The sequence below is a fragment of the Pseudomonas japonica genome, from assembly GCF_900188455.1.
Taxonomy (GTDB): domain Bacteria; phylum Pseudomonadota; class Gammaproteobacteria; order Pseudomonadales; family Pseudomonadaceae; genus Aquipseudomonas; species Aquipseudomonas japonica.
This window is the reverse complement of the sequence record NZ_FZOL01000002.1, coordinates 246,045-260,366: the sequence shown is the minus strand read 5'-3', so window position 1 is coordinate 260,366 and position 14,322 is coordinate 246,045. Positions and strand designations below refer to the sequence as shown.

Below are 14,322 nucleotides of genomic sequence, written 5' to 3'. Positions count from 1 at the left end.
AGGAGCGTGGCTTGCCCGCGAAGGACCGCGCAGCGGTCCCGGACCTCACCGCTATCGGGGACCGCTTTGCGGTCCTTCGCAGGCAAGCCAGCTCCTACAGGTTCTTCGCGGGCAGCTCCTATGTACGGTTGGTTCGCGCACGGCTTTAGATGATCCGGGCTTCAGCGCTGGCCGGCTTCAACTGGATCGCCACGAACTTCGACGTCGGCGTATGGCTGCCATCGCCGACACTCTCCAGCGGCACCAGCGGGTTCACCTCCGGATAGTAGGCCGCCGCCTGCCCCGCCGGGATATCGAAGGCCAGCAGGGTAAAGCCCTTCACCCGCCGCTCCAGACCATCCCCCCACAGCGAGACGAGGTCGGCCTTGTCGCCCGGGTTGAAGCCCAGGCGGATGATGTCGGCCTCGTTGGCGAACAGCACGTTACGCTGCCCCTTCACCCCGCGGTAACGGTCATCCAGGCCGTAGATGGTGGTGTTGTACTGATCGTGCGAGCGCATCGACTGCATGATCAGGTCCGGCAACTGGCCGCTGGCGCGCACGCTTTCGTGGAGCAGGTCGTCCGGCAGGCGGTTGGCCTTGAAGTTGGCCTTGCCGCTGGCGGTTTTCCAGATGCGCTTGCCGGCGTTGTTGCCCAGGTAGAAGCCCCCCGGATGCTGCAGCCGTTCATTGAACTGCTCGAAGCCCGGAATGGTGTGCATGATCAGGTCGCGGATCCGCCCGTAGTCGGCGATCAGCCAATTCCAGTCCACCGGATGCTTGCCCAGGGTCGCCGCGGCGATCCCGGCGATCACCGCCGGCTCCGAGCGCATGTGCCGCGACAGCGGTTTCAGCTGGCCGTTGGAGGCGTGGACCATGCTGAACGAGTCTTCCACGGTCACCGCCTGCGGGCCTTCGCCCTGCTGGTCGATGTCGGTGCGGCCCAGGCACGGCAGGATCAGCGCCTCCTTGCCGTGGATCAGGTGGCTGCGGTTGAGCTTGGTGCTGATGTGCACGGTCAGTTCGCAGTTGCGCAGGGCCTGCGCGGTGCGGTCGGTATCCGGAGTCGCCTGGGCGAAGTTGCCGCCCAGGCCGATGAACACCCTGGCCCTGCCTTCGAGCATGGCGTGGATCGCCTCGACGGTGTTGTGGCCGTTATGACGCGGCACCGGGAAACCGAAATGCCGCTCCAGCGAGTCGAGCAGCGCCACCGGCGGACGCTCGTTGATGCCCATGGTGCGGTCGCCCTGCACGTTGCTGTGGCCGCGCACCGGGCACAGGCCGGCACCCGGCTGGCCGAGGTTGCCGCGCAGCAGCATGAGGTTGGCGATTTCCTGGATGGTCGGCACCGAATGGCGGTGCTGGGTGATGCCCATGGCCCAGCACATGATGACTTTCTTCGCCTTCACGTACATCCGCGCGGCCAGTTCGATCTCGCCGCGGGGCAGGCCGGATTGCGCTTCGATCTGCGCCCACGGGGTGGCATCGACCACCGCCAGGTACTCGTCGACGGTGGCGGTGTGTTCGGCGATGAAGGCGTGGTCGAACACCGGCTCGCTGCCGTTGGCCTGGGCCTCGCGTTCCCACTGCAGGAGGAACTTGGCCATGCCGCGCATCATCGCCATGTCGCCCCCGAGGGCCGGACGGAAGAACGCAGTGTTGGTCGGACGGTCGCCGTTGGTCAGCATCTCGATCGGGTGCTGCGGGTGCTGGAAGCGTTCCAGGCCGCGCTCCTTCAGCGGGTTGATGCACACCACCTGGGCACCGCGCTTCACCGCCTCGCGCAGCGGTTCGAGCATGCGCGGGTGGTTGGTGCCGGGGTTCTGGCCCCAGACGAACAGGGCGTCGGCGTGCTCGAAGTCATCGAAGGTCACCGTGCCCTTGCCGACCCCGACGCTCTGCCCGAGGGCCACGCCGCTGGCCTCGTGGCACATGTTCGAGCAGTCCGGGAAGTTGTTGGTGCCGTAGGCGCGGACGAACAGCTGGTACAGATAGGCCGCCTCGTTGCTGGCCCGGCCCGAGGTGTAGAACTCGGCCTGGTCGGGGCTGGACAGGCCCTTGAGGTGACGGGCGATGACGGCGAAGGCCTCGTCCCAGCCGATCGGCTTGTAGCGGTCGCTGGCCGGGTCGTAGACCATCGGTTCGGTCAGGCGGCCCTGGTATTCGAGCCAGTAGTCGCTCTGGCCAAGCAGCGAGGTGACGCTGTGACGGGCGAAGAAGGCCGGGTCGACACGGCGCTTGGTCGCTTCCCAGTTCACCGCCTTGGCGCCGTTCTCGCAGAACTTGACCATGCCGTGTTCCGGCGAGTCGCCCCAGGCGCAGCCGGGGCAGTCGAAGCCGCCGTTCTGGTTGGTCTTGAGCAGGGCGCGGATGTTCTTCAGGGCATTGTCGCTGCCGATCCAGGCCTGCGCGACGCTGCGCAGCGCGCCCCAGCCGCCGGCGGCGCCGTGGTAGGGCTTGTAGCGCGGAACGGGTTTCTGGTCGGCTTGATGATGCAGGCTCACGATCGCTTCTCCCGCGCCGGGCTGTAGACCCGTGGCGCACTGTGTTGCGGCAGGTGGATGAGGTTCAGGTTGTGCCGCCGGGCCCACTGCAGGGCCAGACCGGTGGGCGACGACAGGCTGACCAGGGTCTGGATGCCGGCGCGCAGGACTTTCTGGATCAGTTCCAGGCTGCAGCGGCTGGTGACGATGGCCAGGCCGCCATGGGTGTCGATGCGCTGGCGGATCAGGGCGCCGATCAGCTTGTCGAGGGCGTTGTGCCGGCCGATGTCTTCACGGCCGAGCAACAGTTCGCCGGTCGCGTCCATGAACAGGGCCGCGTGGACCGCGCCGCAATGCTGGCCGAGGGGCTGGAAGGCGCTGATGCGCTGGCGCAGGCCCACCAGCCATTCGGCGGGAGGCAGCGGTGCGCCGGGCAGCGCCTTCAGGTCGGGCAGGGCCTGCTCCACGGCTTCGACGCCGCACAGCCCGCAACCGCTGGTGCCGGCCAGTTGGCGACGCTGGGTCTTGAGGTTCCAGAACGCGCGGCTGGCGATTTCCACCTGGGCGTGCAGGGCCGAACCGCTGCCGGCCAGCTTGATGTCATAGATGTCGTCGGCGCTGTCGACGATGCCGCTGCCAATGCTGAAGCCGACCACGAAGTCGTCGAGGTCGGTGGGACTGACCAGCATCACCGCCTGGCTGATGCCGTTGTAGGCGATGGCCAGGGCCACTTCCTCGGCGAGGTCGGCGCTGGCGGGGGAGCAATCTTCTAGCTGGCTGTATTCGTATCGCACGCTGGCGGCAGGGGCTTCCAGGGTCGTGGAAGCCGCGCAAACCGGTGGTTTGCTGCTCATTCATGGGTACCCGAGGGGCTGATCAGTCCTTAGCCTAGGCCTGTGCTCGGGTATCGTCTAATCGCTTGTACCGATGTCTTGATAGACCCCGTCGATCATGCTTCGTCGCGCAGTTTCCGGTATTCGGCCAGGCAGGCTTCGGCCAGTGCCGAACGTGGCGCGGTACGGCGCATGATCAGGCCCAGCGGGGCCAGGGTGGTGGCCTGTTCGATGGGGTGCAGGCGCAGCCCGCCGGTGACCGCTTCGAGTCCGTTGCCCAGCGGCATCACCGCGCAGCACAGGCCGCCATGTACCGCCTGGACCAACTGATGGACGGCATCGGTCTGCAGCAGCAGGCGCGGGACCAGGCCGCGGCTGTGGAAGTTGTGGTCCACCGACTGGCGAAAGTGCATGCCGGCGGTGAGCAGGCCCAGCGGCAGTTCGGCGAGGGCTTGCCAGTGCAGCGGGGCGTCGGCGAACTGAAAGTGCGCCGGGTCGTACAGCAGGCCCATGCGCGATTCGCCCAGGGGCAGGGCTTCGAAGCGCTCCTGATCGAGGCGTTCGAGGTAGGACAGGCCGAGGTCGAGGCGGTTGCTGGTGAGCTGTTCGAGGATCTGCTCCGAGCTGAGCGCGCTGAGTTCGAACGCCAGGTCCGGGTGCTGGCGGTGCAGGCGTTGCAGCAGCGGCAGCGGATCGAAGCTGGACAGCGGCACCATGCCCAGGCGCAGGGTTCCGGCCAGGTGCCCGCGACAGGCGGCGGCCTCGGCCTGCAGGCCGTCGTAGGCGGCGAGGACCGCGCGGGCCCAGGCCAGCACCCGTTCGCCCTGGGCGGTGAAGCCTTCGAAGCGCTGGCCGCGGTTGACCAGCTCCAGCCCCAGTTCGCGCTCCAGGTTGCGCAGGCGCATCGACAGGGTCGGCTGGGTCACGTGGCACAGCGCGGCGGCCTGGCCGAAGTGGCGGGTTTCGTCCAGGGCGATGAGGAATTTCAGCTGTTTGATGTCCATCGTCGTCTCGGGGCGGGCGGGCGGGGCATTCTAACCTGTCCTAGACTTTGGGCTCCGAGATTCCTTTGAAAGGGAGAGCGACATGAGTCTGTTCAGTTTCGTGAAAGAAGCAGGAGAAAAACTCATCGATCTGCTGACGCCGGGCAATGCCAATGCCGCCGATCAGCTCAAGGATCACGTAGCGAAGGTGGGCTTGGGCAACCCCAACATCCAGACCACGGTCAATGGCGACACGGTCACGGTGACGGGCGAGGTGAGCAGTCAGGAAGAGAAGGAGAAGATTCTTCTGGCCCTGGGCAATATCGCCGGCGTGGCCTCGGTGGACGACCAGATCGTCGTGACCGGCCCGATCGCCGCCGCGGCGCGGTTCGTGGTGGTGAAGAAGGGCGACACCCTCAGCGCCATCTCGTTGGAGGTCTATGGCAATGCCAATCTGTACAACAAGATCTTCGAAGCGAACAAGCCGATGCTGAGCCACCCGGACAAGATCTATCCGGGGCAGTCGCTGCGGATTCCGTAGGAGCGTGGCTTGTCGTGTGACGAACCACCGCGAAGGACCGCGCAGCGGGCCCAGATAGCAGTGAGGTCCGGGACCGCTGCGCGGTCCTTCGCGGGCAAGCCACGCTCCTACGGGAGTCTTGCGTCCAGTCCTTCGAGAAGCACCCGGTAGTCTTCCTGCGCCGCGAATTCTTCGGTATCGCGCGCAGGTTTGCGGCTGTCCGGCTGGCGCACCGCGAGCAGGTGGGCGACGCCGAACGCGCGGGCACTGCGCAGGATCGCCAGGGTATCGTCGATGAACAGGCTGCGCGCCGGGTCGAAACCGGTATCGGCCTGCAACGCGCTCCAGAACTGCTGGTTCTCCTTGGGAAAACCGTAGTCGTGAGAGCTGATCATGCGCTCGAAATACGGCGCCAGGGCCACCCGCTCCAGTTTCAGCGACAGCGAATCACGGTGCGCGTTGGTGATCAGGATCACCCGCTTGCCGGCGGCGCGCACGGCGCCGAGAAAGGTGTCGGCGTCCGGGCGCAGGGCGATCAGATTGGCGGTTTCCAGCTTCAGTTCGCGCACCGGCAACTTCAGTTCGGCGCTCCAGAAGTCCAGGCAGTACCAGTTCAGCGAGCCGGCGTTGCGTTCGAACAGCGGCTGCAGTTCCAGCTCGGCCATGGCCCGGCTGATGCCGTGGTGTTCGGCGTAGCGCTGCGGCAGGTGTTCGAGCCAGAAGTGGTTGTCGTAGTGCAGGTCGAGCAGGGTGCCGTCCATGTCCAGCAGGACGGTATCGATGTCGCGCCAGGCAAGGGCAGGCATGTGCAAGATTCTCGTTCGGTCAGGCTGCGGTGGGCGGTATAGTACCCCGTTACCGCCAAGGAGCCGCCCCCTCATGCGCCAGAAACCCACCGTCCTCTCCAGCGAAATCGTCGCCAGCAGCCGCCTGTTCCGTGTCGAAGCCGTGCAGTTGCGCTTTTCCAACGGCACCGAGCGCACCTACGAACGCCTGGTCGGGCGCGGCAACGGCTACGGGGCGGTGATGATCGTGGCGATGCTCGACAGCGAGCATGCCGTGCTGGTCGAGGAATACTGCGGCGGTACCGACGAATACGAGCTGTCCCTGCCCAAGGGCCTGATCGAACCGGGCGAGGACGTGCTGGCGGCGGCCAACCGCGAGTTGAAGGAAGAGGCCGGCTTCGGCGCCAACCAGCTGGAGCACATCACCGAGCTGTCGCTGTCGCCTGGCTACATGAGCCAGAAGATCCAGGTGGTGCTGGCCACCGACCTGTATGAAGAACACCTGCCGGGCGACGAGCCGGAACCGATGCGCGTCGACCGCGTCAGCCTGCGCGAGCTGTCGGCCCTGGCCCAGCACCCGCAGTTCTCCGAAGGGCGGGCGCTGGCGGCGCTGTACCTGGTGCGCGACCTGCTGACCCAGCGTGGAGTGTTCACGGTATGAACGACGTCGACCTGATGCCTCACGTGGTGGCGCTGGCCCGTCGCGCCGGCGCGGCGATCCTGCCGTTCTGGCGCGCCGACGTGGAGGTGGTGGCCAAGGCCGACGCCTCGCCGGTCACCGCCGCCGACCTCGCCGCGCACCGGGTCATCGCCGACGGCCTGAAGGCCCTGGCGCCGGAGATTCCGGTGCTGTCCGAGGAAGACTGCGATATCCCCCTGGAACAGCGCCAGGCCTGGCAGCGCTGGTGGCTGGTGGACCCGCTGGACGGGACCAAGGAGTTCATCGCCGGTACCGACGAGTTCACCGTGAACATTGCCCTGATCGAGCAGGGCCGGGTGGTCTTCGGCGTGGTGGCGATGCCGGTCAACGGTCGCTGCTACTACGGTGGGCAGGATATCGGGGCCTGGCGTGCCGAAGCCGACGGCGGCGTCGAGCCGATCCGCGTGCGCCTGGCGCCACCGGCGGATGAGTCGTTCACCGTGGTCGCCAGTCGCCGTCATTCCAGCCCGCAGCAGGAGCGCCTGCTGGCCGGTCTCGGGGAGGCGCTGGGTGAACTGGAACTGGCCAATATCGGCAGTTCGCTGAAGTTCTGCCTGCTCGCCGAGGGCGCCGCCGATTGCTATCCGCGCCTGGCGCCGACCTCGCAGTGGGATACCGCGGCGGCCCAGGGCGTGCTGGAAGGGGCGGGCGGCGAAGTCCTCGGGCTGGATGGCGAGGTGTTCGTCTATCCGCCGCGTGAGTCCCTGCTCAATCCGTTCTTCCTCGGCCTGCCTGCCGCCGCACCGTGGCGCGGCAAGCTGCTGGCCCTCGCCTCAGCGATGTAGGACGTACTGCCCGTCGAACTCGACGGCGGGCGCCTCGGCGTCTTCGTTGAAGATCCGCGTATGCAGGCTCAGGCGTGCGCGGCCATAGCGCTGGTAGGTGCTGACGAAACGCTTCCAGACCTTGTCCTCCGGCGCCTCGCACACCGCGATGGCCGCGCCGGTGACCGGCAGTGGATAACTGATCGCGCCTTCCTGGATGACGATGTGCCCGTCGTCGATGCCGGCCTCGCGCAGGCGCAGGTGCAGCCAGCCCCAGCCAACCAGGACCGCGCCGCAGTACAGGCTGCCGCCGAACATGGTGCTCTTGTGGTTGACGTTGGGTTCCAGCGGCAGGCGCAGGCGCAGGCATTGCGCCTGCCAGTCGAGCACCTGCAGGCCCATCTCGTGCGTCAGCGGGATGTCCCGATGCAGAACGCTTTCCAGGTAGTGGCTGGCGCTGCTCATCAACGGCTTTCCTCCAGGTCATCGGTGGCGCTGGCATTGCTGTCGGCGAAGCTCAGGCCGTGCTTGCGCAGCTTGTCGTGCAGGGTCTTGCGCGGGATGCCGAGGGCTTCGGCGAGGCTGCGCATGGAGCCGTGCGGGCGGGCCAGTTCGGCCGCGATCAGCGAGCGCTCGAAGTGTTCGACCTGCTCGCTGAGGTTGCCGTGGGCCGGCGGCAGTTCCTGCGCCGCGCTGGGGCTGTCCGCCTGGCCGTCCAGGGCCAGTTCCAGGCCGAGGGCGAAGCGTTCCGCGGCGTTCTGCAGTTCGCGCACGTTGCCCGGCCAGGCGTGGCGCAGCAGCATGGCGCGATGCGCCGGCTGCAAGGCGTGCGCGGGCAGGCCGTGGCGCTCGCTGGCGGCATCGGCGAAGTGCTGGAACAACACGAGAATGTCGTCGCCCCGTTCGCGCAGCGGTGGAATGCGCAGCGGCGCGACATTCAGGCGGTAATACAGGTCGGCGCGGAAGCGGCCCTGGTCGGCGGCCTGGCGCAGGTCTTCCTTGGTCGCGGCGATCACACGGATATCCAGGGGAATCTGCTGGTTGCCGCCCAGACGCTCCAGCACCCGCTCCTGGAGCATGCGCAGCAGCTTGACCTGGACGTCCAGGCTCATGCTCTCGATCTCGTCGAGGAACAGCGTGCCGCCGTTGGCGAATTCGAACTTGCCGATGCGGCGCTTCTGCGCACCGGTGAAGGCGCCGGGCTCGTGACCGAACAGCTCGCTTTCCACCACCGACTCGGCCAGGGCGCCGGCGTTGATCGCCACGAACGGGCCGTCGCGGCGTCCCGACAGGTCGTGCAGGGCACGCGCCACGACTTCCTTGCCGGCACCGGTCTCGCCGAGGATCAGCACGTCGGCGCGGGTCGCGGCGAGGGCGCCGATCTGTTCGCGCAGACGCAGGATCGCCGGCGATTGGCCGACCAGGCGCCCGCTCAGTTCCTGGCGATCGCTCAGCGCCAGGCGCAGGCTGCGGTTGTCCAGCACCAGGCGGCGCAGGGCCAGGGCGCGGCGCACGCTGTCGAGCAGGGCATCGCTGGCGAAGGGTTTTTCCAGGAAGTCATAGGCCCCGGCGCGCATCGCCTGCACCGCCAGCGGCACGTCGCCGTGGCCGGTGATCAGCAGCACCGGCAGGTCCGGGTCCTGGCCGTGCAGTTGTTCCAGCAGTTGCAGGCCGTCGATGCCGGGCATGCGGATATCGCTGACCACCACCCCGGGCCAGTCGGCCTCGATGCGCTGGGCCAGGCCCTGGGCGTCGCTCAGCGGCAGCACGCGCAAGCCGGCGAGGTCGAGGGTCTGGCTCAGGGCCTGGCGCAGGTGCGGGTCGTCGTCGACCAGGATCACCTGGGTGCGGCTGTCGATCAGGGGCTCTGCACTCATGCCGAGAGGTCCTCCGAAGTCTGAAGATTGGCGCCGGGCTTGGCCACGCGCAGTTGCAGGGTCAGCAGTGCGCCGCCTTCCGGGTGGTTGGCCAGCAGCAGCTCGCCGCCCAGGGCGCGCATCAGCGTGTCACAGATCGCCAGGCCCAGGCCAAGGCCCTGGGTGCGGGTCTTGGTGGTGAAGAAGGGTTCGCGGGCGCGGGCCAGGGCCTGGCTGGTGAAGCCGGGGCCGTTGTCGCGGATCGTCAGGTAGACGCAATCCTCGCGGCGCTCGGCACTTATCCACAGTTTGCGCGGGTTGGCCTTTTCGGTCAGGGCGTCGAGGGCGTTGGCCAGCAGGTTGCCGAGCACCTGGCGCAGACGGGTTTCCCCGGCCTGGACCCACAGCGTGGCCTCCGGCAGGTCGCGCACCAGCTCCACGGCCATCGCCCGGCGTCGCTTGGCCAGCAGCGCCAGGGCGTCATCCAGTGCCGGCTGCAGGGCCACGCTCTCCGGGGCGTGGCGGTCGCGGCGGGCGAAGGCGCGCAGGTGGGCGATGATCGAGGCCATGCGCCCGGTCAGCTCGTTGATCAGCTTGAGGTTGCCGCGGACATCGTCGATGCGCTGGTGATCGAGCAGCACCTCGGCGTTTTCCGCGTAGCTGCGGATCGCCGCCAGGGGCTGGTTGAGTTCGTGGCTGATGCTCGCCGACATGGTGCCGAGTACCGACAGCTTGCCGGCCTGGACCAGTTCGTCCTGGGCGCGGGCGGCTTCCTGCTGGGCCTGTTCGCGTTCCAGCACCTCGGTTTTCAGGCGGCTGTTGAGGCCTTCGAGGTCGGCGGTGCGCTCGGCCACGCGTTTTTCCGAGTCGTGACGGGCGCGGGCTTCGAAGTCGATACGGTCCATGTAGTGGCGACGCCGCTGCATCACCAGGCCGACCAGCAGCATCACCACCAGCAGGGTGGCGCCGCCCACCGCCATGACCGTGCTGACCGAGCGATCCACCAGCACCCGCGGGGCGAGGATATTCACTTCCCAGCCGGTCTCCGGGATCGAGCGGGTCTGCACCAGCCAGGCCTGGCGGTTGAGGTTGAGCGGCCGGGGTTCCTGGGTCGGGTAGGGCTGGATCGCGGTGATCGCCTGGCGTTCTTCCGCGCTCAGCGGACGGGTGGCGCGGAAACGCCAGTCCTGGCGCGAGGTCAGCACCACCACGCCGTTGCTGTCGGTCAGCAGCAGTTGTTCCGGGCTCTTGCCCCAGAGCGTCTCGGTATGGTCGAGATCGACCTTGACCACCAGCACGCCGATCACCGTGCCGTTGTCCCACACCGGCGCGCCGAAGAAGTAGCCGCGCTTGGCCGAGGTGGTGCCCTGGCCGAAGAAGCGGCCCAGGCGCCCGGCGATGGCGTCGCTGAAATACGGGCGGAAGGAGAAGTTGCGCCCGATGAAGCTGTCTTTCTTGTCCCAGTTGGAAGCGGCCAGGGTGTTGCCCTTGGCGTCCATCAGGTAGATGACTTCGGCGCCGGTCTGCGCGCTGATGTCCTTGAGGCGTCGGTTGGCGTTGGTCTGGTGTTCCAGGCGCAGCGGGTCGGCCAGCACGGCGCGCAGTGTCGGCAGGTCGCCGAGGATCTGCGGCAGGGCTTCGTAGCGGTGCAGGGTGCCGAGCAGGTTGGCGACGTAGAGGTCGAGGGTCTGGCGGTTCTGGTTGGCCAGTTCTTCCTGGTAGTAGTGTTCGGCGAGGTGCTTGAGCGGCCACAGCAGTGGCGCCAGGCACAGGGCCAACAGGGCGAGACTGCGCCAGCGGGGGCGGCGGGGAAGGCTGGGGGTCATGGTCATCGCGGAAAAATGCGCCAGAAGGATCTGGCGCATTATGCGCTACTTCAGGCAGTCGATCAGTGCCTGATGCCAGTCCGGCTGGCTGACCTGCCACTCGCGTTGCAGACGGCTGCAGTCGAGGCGCGAGTTCAACGGCCGGCGCGCCGGGGTCGGGTATTCGCTGGACGGGATCGGCAGCAGGTGGGCGCAGGGCTTGCCGCGCGCCTTGAGCTGTTCGCCGATGGCCTGGGCGAAGCCGAACCAGGAGGTTTCGCCCTGCGCGGTCAGGTGGTAGGTGCCCCAGGCGCCGGCCTGGCCGGATTGCCAGCGCTCGATCAGGCGGCGGGTGCTGGCGGCGATGGTGCCGGCCCAGGTCGGCGCGCCGATCTGGTCGGCGACCACGCGCAGTTCCGGTTTTTCCTGCAGCAGGCGCTGCATGGTCAGGAGGAAGTTGCGGCCGTGCTGCGAGTAGACCCAGCTGGTGCGCAGGATCAGGTGCTGGCCGCCTACCGCGGCGATCGCCTGTTCGCCGGCCAGCTTGCTCTGGCCATAGACGCCCAGCGGGTTGGTCGCATCGTCTTCGCGGTAGGGCGTGGCCTTTTCACCGTCGAAGACATAGTCGGTGGAGTAATGGATCAGCGGAACGCCCAGGCGCGCGGCTTCTTCGGCGAAGACTCCGGGCGCCCGGGCATTGATGGCGAAGGCCAGCTCCGGCTCGCTTTCGGCCTGGTCCACCGCGGTGTGCGCGGCGGCGTTGATGATCAGGTCGGGGGCGAGGGCGCGGACCTGATCGGCGATGCGTTCGGGATGGGCCAGGTCGAGCTGGTCGCGGCCCAGCAGGTGCAGTTCGCCGAGGTCGCCCAGGGCCGTTTGCAGGGCCTGGGCGACCTGGCCGTTGCGGCCGCTCACGAGGATCTTCATGGGAACAGGTCCGCCTCGCTCAGCCGTTTGCCGTTCTGGTCCTTGGCCGAGAGCAGCGGCTGGCCGTCGAGCTGCCAGTCGATGGCCAGGTCCGGGTCGTCCCAGCGCACGCAGCGCTCGGCGGCCGGGTTGTAGTAGTCGGTGGTCTTGTAGAGGAATTCCGCGTAGTCGCTGAGGACCACGAAGCCGTGAGCGAAGCCTGGCGGAATCCACAGCTGGCGGTTGTTCTCGGCGGATAGGCGCACGCTGGTCCAGCGTCCGAAGTTCGGCGAACTCCGGCGCAGGTCGACGGCGACATCCAGGACTTCGCCGGCCACGACCCGGACCAGCTTGCCCTGGGCATTTTCGATCTGGTAGTGCAGACCGCGCAGCACGCCCTTCTGCGAGCGCGAGTGGTTGTCCTGGACGAACTGTGCGTTCACCCCGGTCTGCTCGGCGAAGGCGCGGGCGTTGAAGCTTTCGTAGAAAAAGCCGCGGGCATCCCCGAACACCCGTGGCTCGACAATCAGGACCTCGGGCAGTGTGCTGGCAATCACCTTCATTTGCTCATCAATCCAAGCAGGTACTGACCGTAGCCGGTTTTGCTCAGGGCCTCGGCCCGGGCGGTGAGTTGCGCTTCGTCGATCCAGCCCTGCTGGAAGGCGATCTCTTCCAGGCAGGCGACCTTCAGGCCCTGGCGATGCTCGATGGTCTGCACGTACTGCGACGCTTCCAGCAGGCTGTCGTGGGTGCCGGTGTCGAGCCAGGCGAAGCCGCGGCCGAAGCGTTCGACCCGCAGATCGCCACGCTTGAGGTAGGCATTGTTGACGTCGGTGATTTCCAGCTCGCCACGGGCCGACGGTTTGACCGACCTGGCGATTTCGATCACATCGTTGTCGTAGAAATACAGCCCGGTGACCGCGTAGTTGGATTTCGGTACCGCCGGCTTTTCCTCGATCGACAGCACGCGGCCGTCACTGTCGTACTCGACCACGCCGAAGCGCTCGGGGCCCTTGACCCAGTAGCCGAACACCGTGGCGCCGTGGCTGTGCGAGGCGGCCCGCAGCAACTGCGCGGTGAAGCCCTGGCCGTGGAAGATGTTGTCGCCCAGGACCAGGCATACCGGGTCGTCGCCGATGAACTCCTCGCCGATCAGGAAGGCCTGGGCCAGGCCATCGGGGCTCGGCTGTTCGGCGTAGCTGATGGCGATGCCGAACTGGCTGCCGTCACCGAGCAACTGACGATACTGCGGCAGGTCCTGGGGGGTGGAGATCAGCAGGATCTCGCGGATCCCGGCAAGCATCAGCACCGAGATCGGGTAGTAGATCATCGGCTTGTCGTAGATCGGCAGCAGCTGCTTGGAGACGCCGAGGGTGATGGGGTGCAGGCGGGTGCCGGAGCCGCCCGCCAGGACGATACCTTTGGTCATGCAATGAGGTCCTTGAAATCGGAGTTGCCCAGGCGCTGTCCCTGATAGCTGCCGTCCTGTACGTGGCGGCACCACTCCAGGTTGTCCAGGTACCACTGGACCGTCTTGCGCAGGCCGCTCTCGAAGGTTTCCTCGGGAACCCAGCCCAGTTCGCGTTCGATCTTGCTGGCGTCGATGGCGTAGCGCAGGTCGTGGCCGGGACGGTCCTGGACGTAGGTGATCAGCTCGGCGTAGCTGGCCACGCCTTGCGGTTTGCCCGGTGCCAGCTCTTCGAGCAGGGCGCAGATGCCGCGCACCACGTCGATGTTCTTCTGCTCGTTGTGGCCGCCGATGTTGTAGGTCTCGCCGACCACACCCTCGCTCACCACCTTGAGCAGGGCGCGGGCGTGGTCCTCGACGAACAGCCAGTCGCGCACCTGCAGGCCGTTGCCGTAGACCGGCAGCGGCTTGCCCGCCAGGGCGTTGAGGATCACCAGCGGAATGAGTTTTTCCGGGAAGTGGAACGGACCGTAGTTGTTCGAGCAGTTGGTCAGCAGCACCGGCAGGCCGTAGGTGCGGTGCCAGGCACGGACCAGGTGGTCGGACGCGGCCTTGCTCGCCGAATACGGCGAACTCGGCGCGTAGGGGGTGGTCTCGGTGAACAGGTCGTCGACGCCGTGCAGGTCGCCATACACCTCATCGGTGGAGATGTGGTGGAAACGGAAGGCTTCGCGCTCCCCGGCCGGCAGTTTCGACCAGTAGCCGCGGGCGGCCTCCAGCAGGCTGTAGGTCCCGACGATGTTGGTCTGGATGAAGTCCGACGGACCATCGATGGAGCGGTCGACATGGGACTCCGCCGCGAGGTGCATGATCGCCTGGGGCTGGAAGCGCTCGAGTACCGCGCTGACCGTGGCCTGGTCGACGATGTCGGCCTGGACGAATTCGTAGCGGGTGTTGGTCGCGATGCGGTGCAACGACTCCAGGTTGCCCGCATAGGTCAACTTGTCGAGGTTGAGGACGTCGTGGTCGGTGTTGTCGATCAGGTGGCGCACCAGCGCGGAGCCGATGAAGCCGGCTCCGCCTGTGATGAGGATTCGCATGTCGGGTTGCCTATCTCGCATAACTGACATTGAGCAAAAGGACCATAGCTTGTGTGCAGGCGCGCAGTGGTGCAAGCAGATTGCGCTGGATAGCCCGGCTTGTCCTGTTTTACTCAACGAAACCTGGAAAAATTGTGCGGAATTTTAACCACTGCCCTTGCGTAATGGCAGAGCAGATGGCGATATAACTGCAAAAAAACC

The 14,322-nt window shown here is 67.0% G+C and carries 14 protein-coding genes; 3 read left to right on the top strand and 11 right to left on the bottom strand.

The window, feature by feature from the left end; translation table 11 throughout:
- Nucleotides 1-145: 145 nt before the first annotated feature.
- From CHB99_RS03440 to CHB99_RS03430, 3 genes are all read right to left on the bottom strand, one after another.
- Nucleotides 146-2,482 (bottom strand): FdhF/YdeP family oxidoreductase, encoded by a 2,337-nt coding sequence (locus tag CHB99_RS03440; protein ID WP_042120616.1) that lies wholly within the window; start codon nucleotides 2,480-2,482, stop codon nucleotides 146-148.
- On the bottom strand, nucleotides 2,479-3,315 hold the full coding sequence (gene fdhD, locus CHB99_RS03435; protein ID WP_042120614.1) for a formate dehydrogenase accessory sulfurtransferase FdhD: 837 nt from the start codon (nucleotides 3,313-3,315) through the stop codon (nucleotides 2,479-2,481). Before fdhD ends, CHB99_RS03440 begins: the two co-directional genes overlap by 4 nt.
- A 95-nt stretch (nucleotides 3,316-3,410) precedes the next feature.
- Nucleotides 3,411-4,298, bottom strand: a complete 888-nt coding sequence (locus tag CHB99_RS03430; RefSeq protein ID WP_042120613.1) for a LysR family transcriptional regulator — start codon at nucleotides 4,296-4,298, stop codon at nucleotides 3,411-3,413.
- An 82-nt stretch (nucleotides 4,299-4,380) separates the two neighbouring features.
- Here CHB99_RS03430 and lysM point away from each other — a divergent pair, with 82 nt between their 5' ends.
- Nucleotides 4,381-4,818, top strand: coding sequence for a peptidoglycan-binding protein LysM (lysM, locus tag CHB99_RS03425; protein ID WP_042120612.1), 438 nt, complete (start codon nucleotides 4,381-4,383; stop codon nucleotides 4,816-4,818).
- 107 nt (nucleotides 4,819-4,925) lie between these two features.
- Here the strand turns inward: lysM and yrfG are convergent, their stop codons facing one another.
- The gene (gene yrfG, locus CHB99_RS03420; RefSeq protein WP_042120611.1) at nucleotides 4,926-5,603 is read right to left on the bottom strand and encodes a GMP/IMP nucleotidase; all 678 of its coding nucleotides are present in this window, start codon (nucleotides 5,601-5,603) and stop codon (nucleotides 4,926-4,928) included.
- 73 nt (nucleotides 5,604-5,676) lie between these two features.
- Here yrfG and nudE point away from each other — a divergent pair, with 73 nt between their 5' ends.
- Entirely contained in the window at nucleotides 5,677-6,243 is a 567-nt protein-coding gene (nudE, locus tag CHB99_RS03415) for an ADP compounds hydrolase NudE (RefSeq protein WP_042120610.1), read from the top strand.
- Nucleotides 6,240-7,067, top strand: coding sequence for a 3'(2'),5'-bisphosphate nucleotidase CysQ (cysQ, locus tag CHB99_RS03410; RefSeq protein WP_042120608.1), 828 nt, complete (start codon nucleotides 6,240-6,242; stop codon nucleotides 7,065-7,067). The genes nudE and cysQ overlap by 4 nt, the downstream gene beginning before the upstream one ends.
- Here cysQ and CHB99_RS03405 read toward each other — a convergent pair.
- From CHB99_RS03405 to rfbB, 7 genes are read right to left on the bottom strand one after another with little or no spacing between them, the layout of a single operon-like run.
- Nucleotides 7,056-7,511 carry a YiiD C-terminal domain-containing protein gene (locus CHB99_RS03405; RefSeq protein WP_042120606.1) on the bottom strand — a complete coding sequence of 152 codons (456 nt, stop codon included), beginning with the start codon at nucleotides 7,509-7,511 and terminating at the stop codon, nucleotides 7,056-7,058. The two genes, cysQ and CHB99_RS03405, sit on opposite strands and share 12 nt — an antisense overlap.
- Nucleotides 7,511-8,923 carry a sigma-54-dependent transcriptional regulator gene (locus CHB99_RS03400; protein WP_042120604.1) on the bottom strand — a complete coding sequence of 471 codons (1,413 nt, stop codon included), beginning with the start codon at nucleotides 8,921-8,923 and terminating at the stop codon, nucleotides 7,511-7,513. Before CHB99_RS03400 ends, CHB99_RS03405 begins: the two co-directional genes overlap by 1 nt.
- Nucleotides 8,920-10,734, bottom strand: a complete 1,815-nt coding sequence (locus CHB99_RS03395) for a sensor histidine kinase (protein WP_042120673.1) — start codon at nucleotides 10,732-10,734, stop codon at nucleotides 8,920-8,922. Before CHB99_RS03395 ends, CHB99_RS03400 begins: the two co-directional genes overlap by 4 nt.
- Nucleotides 10,735-10,773: 39 nt before the next feature.
- Nucleotides 10,774-11,634, bottom strand: a complete 861-nt coding sequence (gene rfbD / locus CHB99_RS03390) for a dTDP-4-dehydrorhamnose reductase (protein WP_042120603.1) — start codon at nucleotides 11,632-11,634, stop codon at nucleotides 10,774-10,776.
- Complete coding sequence (rfbC, locus tag CHB99_RS03385) at nucleotides 11,631-12,176, bottom strand: dTDP-4-dehydrorhamnose 3,5-epimerase (protein ID WP_042120602.1); 546 nt, start codon at nucleotides 12,174-12,176, stop codon at nucleotides 11,631-11,633. Before rfbC ends, rfbD begins: the two co-directional genes overlap by 4 nt.
- Nucleotides 12,173-13,042 carry a glucose-1-phosphate thymidylyltransferase RfbA gene (rfbA, locus tag CHB99_RS03380; protein WP_042120600.1) on the bottom strand — a complete coding sequence of 290 codons (870 nt, stop codon included), beginning with the start codon at nucleotides 13,040-13,042 and terminating at the stop codon, nucleotides 12,173-12,175. Before rfbA ends, rfbC begins: the two co-directional genes overlap by 4 nt.
- Nucleotides 13,039-14,121 (bottom strand): dTDP-glucose 4,6-dehydratase, encoded by a 1,083-nt coding sequence (gene rfbB, locus CHB99_RS03375; RefSeq protein ID WP_042120598.1) that lies wholly within the window; start codon nucleotides 14,119-14,121, stop codon nucleotides 13,039-13,041. Before rfbB ends, rfbA begins: the two co-directional genes overlap by 4 nt.
- Between the last annotated feature and the right edge of the window lie 201 nt (nucleotides 14,122-14,322).

What these genes read in the sequence shown, in the direction of transcription:
- fdhD (WP_042120614.1), bottom strand. Translation starts at nt 3,315, where the DNA reads ATGAGCAGCAAACCACCGGTTTGCGCGGCTTCCACGACCCTGGAAGCC.
- CHB99_RS03430 (WP_042120613.1), bottom strand. Translation starts at nt 4,298, where the DNA reads ATGGACATCAAACAGCTGAAATTCCTCATCGCCCTGGACGAAACCCGC.
- lysM (WP_042120612.1), top strand. Translation starts at nt 4,381, where the DNA reads ATGAGTCTGTTCAGTTTCGTGAAAGAAGCAGGAGAAAAACTCATCGAT.
- yrfG (WP_042120611.1), bottom strand. Translation starts at nt 5,603, where the DNA reads ATGCCTGCCCTTGCCTGGCGCGACATCGATACCGTCCTGCTGGACATG.
- nudE (WP_042120610.1), top strand. Translation starts at nt 5,677, where the DNA reads ATGCGCCAGAAACCCACCGTCCTCTCCAGCGAAATCGTCGCCAGCAGC.
- cysQ (WP_042120608.1), top strand. Translation starts at nt 6,240, where the DNA reads ATGAACGACGTCGACCTGATGCCTCACGTGGTGGCGCTGGCCCGTCGC.
- CHB99_RS03405 (WP_042120606.1), bottom strand. Translation starts at nt 7,511, where the DNA reads ATGAGCAGCGCCAGCCACTACCTGGAAAGCGTTCTGCATCGGGACATC.
- CHB99_RS03400 (WP_042120604.1), bottom strand. Translation starts at nt 8,923, where the DNA reads ATGAGTGCAGAGCCCCTGATCGACAGCCGCACCCAGGTGATCCTGGTC.
- CHB99_RS03395 (WP_042120673.1), bottom strand. Translation starts at nt 10,734, where the DNA reads ATGACCATGACCCCCAGCCTTCCCCGCCGCCCCCGCTGGCGCAGTCTC.
- rfbD (WP_042120603.1), bottom strand. Translation starts at nt 11,634, where the DNA reads ATGAAGATCCTCGTGAGCGGCCGCAACGGCCAGGTCGCCCAGGCCCTG.
- rfbC (WP_042120602.1), bottom strand. Translation starts at nt 12,176, where the DNA reads ATGAAGGTGATTGCCAGCACACTGCCCGAGGTCCTGATTGTCGAGCCA.
- rfbA (WP_042120600.1), bottom strand. Translation starts at nt 13,042, where the DNA reads ATGACCAAAGGTATCGTCCTGGCGGGCGGCTCCGGCACCCGCCTGCAC.
- rfbB (WP_042120598.1), bottom strand. Translation starts at nt 14,121, where the DNA reads ATGCGAATCCTCATCACAGGCGGAGCCGGCTTCATCGGCTCCGCGCTG.